This window comes from Pseudomonas sp. K5002, from assembly GCF_013386655.1.
In the GTDB taxonomy this organism is placed as follows: Bacteria; Pseudomonadota; Gammaproteobacteria; order Pseudomonadales; family Pseudomonadaceae; genus Aquipseudomonas.
In genome coordinates this window covers 1-5832 of sequence record NZ_JACARK010000123.1, presented here as the reverse complement: position 1 = coordinate 5832, position 5832 = coordinate 1, and the positions used below count along the sequence as shown (strand labels likewise).

The 5832-nt window shown below is 58.8% G+C and carries 11 protein-coding genes; 8 read left to right on the top strand and 3 right to left on the bottom strand.

Annotated features, from left to right (window positions below):
- Positions 1–440: MFS transporter (locus HX846_RS07545; protein WP_178965200.1), on the bottom strand; the 440-nt coding region annotated here is incomplete at its 3' end.
- Positions 441–535: 95 nt separating this feature from the next.
- Between HX846_RS07545 and HX846_RS07540 the strand changes: the two genes are divergently transcribed.
- The 6 genes from HX846_RS07540 (at position 536) to HX846_RS07515 (ending at position 3695) form a co-directional block, all read left to right on the top strand.
- A complete protein-coding gene (locus HX846_RS07540) occupies positions 536–1444 on the top strand; it encodes a LysR family transcriptional regulator (RefSeq protein WP_087692622.1) in 909 nt (302 codons plus the stop codon).
- A 171-nt stretch (positions 1445–1615) separates the two neighbouring features.
- Positions 1616–1798, top strand: a complete 183-nt coding sequence (locus HX846_RS07535; RefSeq protein WP_003189411.1) for a type II toxin-antitoxin system HicA family toxin — start codon at positions 1616–1618, stop codon at positions 1796–1798.
- Positions 1799–1821: 23 nt separating this feature from the next.
- On the top strand, positions 1822–2232 hold the full coding sequence (locus HX846_RS07530) for a type II toxin-antitoxin system HicB family antitoxin (RefSeq protein ID WP_003212074.1): 411 nt from the start codon (positions 1822–1824) through the stop codon (positions 2230–2232).
- Between the two features lie 22 nt (positions 2233–2254).
- Positions 2255–2587 carry a hypothetical protein gene (locus HX846_RS07525; protein WP_178965199.1) on the top strand — a complete coding sequence of 111 codons (333 nt, stop codon included), beginning with the start codon at positions 2255–2257 and terminating at the stop codon, positions 2585–2587.
- A gap of 89 nt (positions 2588–2676) precedes the next feature.
- Positions 2677–3159 (top strand): methylated-DNA--[protein]-cysteine S-methyltransferase, encoded by a 483-nt coding sequence (locus HX846_RS07520; RefSeq protein ID WP_003212078.1) that lies wholly within the window; start codon positions 2677–2679, stop codon positions 3157–3159.
- A gap of 110 nt (positions 3160–3269) precedes the next feature.
- The gene (locus HX846_RS07515) at positions 3270–3695 is read left to right on the top strand and encodes a low affinity iron permease family protein (protein ID WP_003212079.1); all 426 of its coding nucleotides are present in this window, start codon (positions 3270–3272) and stop codon (positions 3693–3695) included.
- Between the two features lie 55 nt (positions 3696–3750).
- Here the strand turns inward: HX846_RS07515 and HX846_RS07510 are convergent, their stop codons facing one another.
- Positions 3751–4278 carry a DUF4142 domain-containing protein gene (locus tag HX846_RS07510; protein WP_003212082.1) on the bottom strand — a complete coding sequence of 176 codons (528 nt, stop codon included), beginning with the start codon at positions 4276–4278 and terminating at the stop codon, positions 3751–3753.
- A gap of 209 nt (positions 4279–4487) precedes the next feature.
- Here HX846_RS07510 and HX846_RS07505 point away from each other — a divergent pair, with 209 nt between their 5' ends.
- Entirely contained in the window at positions 4488–4727 is a 240-nt protein-coding gene (locus tag HX846_RS07505; RefSeq protein WP_008437804.1) for a CopG family ribbon-helix-helix protein, read from the top strand.
- Positions 4717–5001 carry a type II toxin-antitoxin system RelE/ParE family toxin gene (locus tag HX846_RS07500; RefSeq protein ID WP_008437803.1) on the top strand — a complete coding sequence of 95 codons (285 nt, stop codon included), beginning with the start codon at positions 4717–4719 and terminating at the stop codon, positions 4999–5001. Before HX846_RS07505 ends, HX846_RS07500 begins: the two co-directional genes overlap by 11 nt.
- Positions 5002–5007: 6 nt before the next feature.
- Here HX846_RS07500 and HX846_RS07495 read toward each other — a convergent pair.
- Positions 5008–5832 (bottom strand): LysR family transcriptional regulator (locus tag HX846_RS07495; protein WP_178965198.1); only part of this gene is annotated, 825 nt, incomplete at its 5' end.

Sequence of the window (5832 nt, the reverse complement as noted above, 5' to 3'; positions counted from 1 at the left end):
CCGGCAAACCCGCCGAGCACGGTGCCGGCCACATAGAGGCTGGTGACTTCGGTGACGGTGCCGCCGCGCCAGCGATCACCGATGTAGGCCACGCTGGTGGCGAACACCACGGGGATCAGCATGCCTTCGATAAAGCGCCACACCAGCAGTTCGGCAAAGCTGCTGGCATAGGCAGTCATCAAAGCCGGCAACGCCAGCAACAGCGCGGCCGCCGAGATCACCGTGCGTTGCTCAAAACGCCCGGTCAGGCGGCTGACAAAGGGCGCGGTCAGCGCTACCGCCAAGGTGGTGACGGTAATGCTCCAACCGGCCGCCCTGGCGCTCACTTCAAAGTTGGCGGCAAGGGTCTGCAAAATGCTCTGGGTGGCGTAGAGGTTGAGAAACGCCGCGCAGCCACACAGGAACAGGGCAAGACGGGCACAATGCAGGCGCGGTTTCATGAAACCTCTCGTTTTATTATCTGAGGCCTTTATAGAATGACCCGCACACCCGAGACCAATACCGATTTCGAACCGATCAATACCCTGGGGCCAGGATGCTCGACCTACGCAAGCTGCGTTACTTTCTGACCGTCGCCGAAGAATTGCACTTCGGCCGAGCGGCCATTCGCCTGCACCTGGCCCAGCCGCCGTTGACCCGGCAGATTTCCGCGCTGGAGACTGAGCTGGGATTTCGCCTGTTCGACCGCACCAGTCGCACGGTTTCGCTCACTCCCCAGGGGCGCGCGTTCCTGCCCTACGCACGGGCGGTGCTGGAGCAGGTCGACCTCGCTGAAGTCATCGCGGGCAAACTGGCGGCGGGTGCCGCCGGGCAACTGGCGCTGGGTTACGTCAGTTCGATAGCCCTGTCGGACTTGTTCAGCCAAGCGATTCAAGCCTTCGCCCAACGCTTTCCCGATGTGCAACTGACGCTGGTGGAATGCGCCTCCGGCAGCCTGGGCGCACAGGTGGCTGATGGCCGCCTGGATATCGGCTTGAGCCGGTTACTGCCCCAGGACGGTCAGACTGAGGTGCAAGCGTTGTCGTTGGGTGAGGAGCGGCTGGTGGCGGCGGTGTCCAGCGACAGCCCGTTGGCCAACCAGGCCGAGGTCAGCCTGGCGCAGTTGAGTGGGTACCCGTTGATTCTGTTCCCAGCCGATTATGGCTCGGGGCTTAACCAGTCCATTGAGCAGCTTTATCGGCACAAAGGTTTGCCACTGAGGGCCGGGCCGTCGGGACGGCAAATTACCTCGATCATTGCACTGGTGGCGGCGGGACAAGGTGTGGCGCTGGTGCCGGAATGTACGCAGAGTTTGATGAACAAGGGCGTGACGTATCGGCCGTTGGTGGACGCGGAAGCGTATGCACGGTTGCTCGTTCTTACGCGCAGCGGCGCAAGCAGCTTGATGGTCACGGCATTTCTCACGGTAATTGATGAGTTGCTGCAGGCTCGTCAGAAAGCCTGATTGTTCTCTCGAAAAACCTCGCAATACCTCCGCCGGGCACCGTCCCCATGCGCTCATACACTACATACGCGCCCTACAGAAACACCGGTCATCGACCGCTGGTAGGTAGAGTGTTGATAATTTATTTTCAGTGGTTATAGTCTCCACCAACACACACCACAAGGAGGTGCTGTGGACAGCCGATATTTGATAGGTCACATCGTTGCGGATGGCTGGTATCTGGTGCGAATCAGAGGCAGCCATCATCATTTCAAGCACCCGACAAAGCCGGGGCTGGTGACGATTCCCCATCCTAAAAAGGACCTGCTGGACAAGACCGCAAAGAGCATTTTGAAACAAGCTCTGCTCAGCTAACACGTTCGTGGAGGACAACAAACATGCTGTACCCAATCGCAATTTCAACCGGTGACGAGGACCATGCCTGGGGTGTGGAAGTCCCGGACATTCCCGGTTGCTTCTCAGCTGGAGATGATCTGGACGACGCCATGGCCATGGCTCGCGAAGCGATCGAAGGCCACTTCGAGATCCTCGCAGAAGACGGTGCGCCCATTCCTACAGCACAGAAAGTCACCCTCCATGCCGCCAACCCGCAATATGCCGGCTGCACGTGGGCGGTGGTGGATATTGATGTGACCAAGTACCTGGGCAAGGCACAGAAACTCAATATCACGCTGCCCGGCTATCTGCTGAACCGCATTGACGAATACGTCCTGCATCATCCGGAAGAAAAAAGCCGTTCGGGCTTTCTTGCGTCTGCTGCCCTCAAGGTATTGCAACAGGACCGGTAACAGCACTTCAAGGAACCGCGCAATGCTCCCTCCCTCACACCGCACGCCCAGCCCCGTACTGCGCAAGGTACTGGGCTGGGTGCTGATCGCTCCTCTGCTGCTCTCGTTCCTCAGGCTGCCCTTTGCGCTGGGACTCGTGTTGGTGCTGGCGTCCATCACGGCCTCCGTTTATGGCGCCCGGTTTGCCCAACTGCATGCCAGTCGGCGTGTAACCGTATTTGCCGTGATCATCACGCTGCTCAACATCGCTTCATTTTTTGCCATTGGCACGGCATCGGTACTCAAGGCGCTGTACTGGTTCTCGTGGTTTTATTGGTATCCGTATTACGCCGATTGGGTTTACTGGAACTTCTAAGTCGTTCGCGAATTCGACCGCAAGAAACGTAGTTCCACCCTGGGCCGGCCCATCTACAGTAGAGCCATATCCACTCAAGGAGCCCGACCATGTCCTACGAATACAAATACATGCCCTCCCCCGTCGGCCAACTGACCCTCGTGGCCCGTGACGGAAAACTCACCGCCATCCTCTGGGAAAAAGAGCGGCCCAATCGCGTTCGCCTGGGTGCCCTGCAAGAAGCCAGCAACAGCCCGGTACTGCTGGAGACCGAGCGACAGTTGAAGGAGTACTTCGCCGGTGCCCGCAATCGTTTCGAGCTGGAACTGGACTTCGCCGGCACCGACTTCCAGAAGAAAGTCTGGCAGGCGCTGTTGACCATCCCGTTCGGAGAGACCCGCAGCTACAGCCAGATCGCTGCGCAGATAGGCAACCCCAAGGCCGTGCGTGCCGTCGGCGCCGCCAACGGGCGCAATCCGATTTCGATTGTTGCGCCGTGCCATCGGGTGATTGGTGCGTCGGGTGGCTTGACCGGGTTCGCCGGCGGGCTTGAGGCCAAGCAGTATCTGCTGGCGCTGGAGGATCACGGCTGACCCCCAGCAGGAAAACGTACAACTTTGTTCAGATCCTCAATTGTAAAAAGAAATTTCAGAGCGCGCCTGCGGTCAGTATTTTCATCACCCACCCTTATAGGAAAACGGTCATGAAATTCTCCGCCATCTCACAATCCCTGTCCCGCTGGGCAGGCAGCGCCCGCACGTTCTACGCGGCGGTGGGATTGATCCTCCTGTGGAGTCTGAGCGGGCCTTATTTCCACTACAACGACACGTGGCAGCTGATCATCAACACCTCCACCACCATCATCACCTTCCTGATGGTGTTCCTGATCCAGAACACGCAAAACCGCGACAACGACATTTTGCATATCAAGATTGACGAGTTGCTGCGCGCCACCAAGGATGCACAAAACGCCGTATTGAGCCTGGACGGCCTGGACCGCAAGGAACTGGAGAAACTGCGCAAGGAATACAAGACCATCGGCGACAGTGAAACCATCACTGTGACGACGCTGGTTACCGAAACAACGGATGACAATGGCCGGTCCAAGACGGACCTGAACCAGGCATAAAAAAACGGCGGCTGGATCACTCCAGCCACCGTTTTTCATGGGGTACTCAAGGCAATCAACCGTCGCCCTGGTGACCCTTACCGTACGTCGACGCCAGCGCCCGGGCTTTCTCCAGGCGCTCTTCCAACTTGGGCAAGGTCTCATCCACCAAAGCCTTTATTTCCGGGATATCGGACTCGGCGCCCTCCTGCTTGAACAAGGCGATCGCGTCTTCGTTGGCCTTGATCTGCTGGGCGGTGTAGGCGGCGTCAAAGGAGTCGCCGTCCTTGAGCTCGGGCATCAGCGATTCGGCCTTGTCGACAATCTTGTCCCGTGGGGCCACCGGCAAGTCGAGCTTCTTGGCGATGGCCGCCAGGTGCTGATTGGCCAGGGTGCGTTCATTGATGACTTCGATGGTGTAGTCCTTGATCTCCTGGGACGAAGTCTTGGCGTGTGCCATGCGGCTGGTCTCGATATCGGCCATGCCCTTGGCCGAAGCCTGCTCGATGAAATCGGCAGGCGACTGGGCGAAAGCATTGCTGGCGCCGAGGCCCAGCAGCATCGCGAAACTGGCGGTGCGTAACCGGATAGCCATGCGGCTCATGATGGGTTCCTCCAGGTAATAAACAGGTGCAGGGAAACGAGCCCCGCTCTGAATCTGAATTTTCAGGGCGGCAAAGGTTTAGAAAAAACTTGTTAGTGCGACGAACGGTCGTCAGTGCTTACTGAGGAGCAGTCCTGACGAACGGGACACAAAGATGCAACGGTGACAATGTAGTATGTTGTATTACACATCACTACATCGAGGCACTTATGTCGGTCATGTCATTACGTCTACCTGAAGACATCTCCGAAACACTCGCCAGCCTTGCCAAGGCCACCGGGCGCAGCAAATCGTTCCTCGCCGTCGATGCGTTACGCGAATACCTGACGCGTGAAGCATGGCAAATCGAGGAAATTCAAAAGGCGTTGAAAGAAGCCGATGCGGGTGACTTTGCAACTGCCGCCGAAGTAGACGCAGTGGCAAACAAATGGCGTGCCAATGCGCGTTGAGTGGCTGAAGGCAGCACTCAAAAATCTTGATGATGAAGCAGCTTTCATCGCCCAGGAAAACCCCAAAGCGGCTTATGAGTTTGTTCAGGCCATCCGGACGGGGCTTGAGCATGTTGCTGAGTTTCCGGCGATGGGTCGAGAAGGACGCGTTCCTGGTACACGTGAGTGGGTGATGCCACGCTGGCCCTATCTCGTGCCATATCGTATTCGCGAGGGACGGTTACAGGTTCTTCGAATATTTCACACACGGCGCCAACCACCGAACAGTTGGTAACGCCGATCAACCCTGTATCACAACCTGCACCTGCCCATTCAACCACTGCAACGCCGCGTCCCCACCCCGCCGCGAATGCCACGCCAGCACAAACGCAAACGACGGAATGTGAAACGGCGGCGGCACCGCCAACAACTGTTCGTGATCAATGTTCAGCAGCCCGCGAGACGACACGGTAAGAATCAGGTCCGTGCCCTGGATCAACTGCGGCGCAACACCCCAATGAGGCAAGCTGATAGACACGTGCCGGCGCTCACGAATCGCCGTCAGCGCCCGTTCGATTTCCGGGGTGCCGCTGCCACGCATTTCCAGCAATACGTGGGGCCGCGCCAGATAGGTGGGCAGGTCGAGTACACCGCTTGCCGGCAGGCTGTCACGGTCCACCAGGCACACGTAATGCTCTTCAAACAGCGGCGTGCTGCGCAGTTCGGCAGGCATGTCGGGAAACACCCCGGCCGCCAGGTCGATATCGCCATTGAGCACACCGTCAAGCATGCCTTCGCGACTGGCCTGGATAATCTGCAAATCAATCCCCGGCGCTTCCCGGCGCAAGGTGCGCACCAGTCCCGGCAAGAAAATCGCCGCACTGTAGTCCGACATGGCGACCCGGAAGGTGCGCTTGGCCGACGCCGGATCAAAACGATTGGGCTCCAGCAGCGCCTGTACCTGGGCCAGCGCTTCCGCCAGCGGCATGGCCAGTTCCAGAGCACGAGCAGTGGGCACCAGCGAGCTGCCCTGGCGCACCAGCAACGCGTCTCCGAGCAAGTCCCGCAACCGCGCCAGCGCGTGGCTCACCGCCGGCTGGCTCAGGTGCAGGCGCTCGGCGGCACG

Coding starts and splice junctions, on each gene's coding strand:
- HX846_RS07520 (WP_003212078.1), top strand. CDS start 2,677: ATGTCCTACGAATACAAATACATGCCCTCCCCCGTCGGCCAACTGACC.
- HX846_RS07505 (WP_008437804.1), top strand. CDS start 4,488: ATGTCGGTCATGTCATTACGTCTACCTGAAGACATCTCCGAAACACTC.
- HX846_RS07530 (WP_003212074.1), top strand. CDS start 1,822: ATGCTGTACCCAATCGCAATTTCAACCGGTGACGAGGACCATGCCTGG.
- HX846_RS07515 (WP_003212079.1), top strand. CDS start 3,270: ATGAAATTCTCCGCCATCTCACAATCCCTGTCCCGCTGGGCAGGCAGC.
- HX846_RS07500 (WP_008437803.1), top strand. CDS start 4,717: ATGCGCGTTGAGTGGCTGAAGGCAGCACTCAAAAATCTTGATGATGAA.
- HX846_RS07525 (WP_178965199.1), top strand. CDS start 2,255: ATGCTCCCTCCCTCACACCGCACGCCCAGCCCCGTACTGCGCAAGGTA.
- HX846_RS07510 (WP_003212082.1), bottom strand. CDS start 4,278: ATGAGCCGCATGGCTATCCGGTTACGCACCGCCAGTTTCGCGATGCTG.
- HX846_RS07540 (WP_087692622.1), top strand. CDS start 536: ATGCTCGACCTACGCAAGCTGCGTTACTTTCTGACCGTCGCCGAAGAA.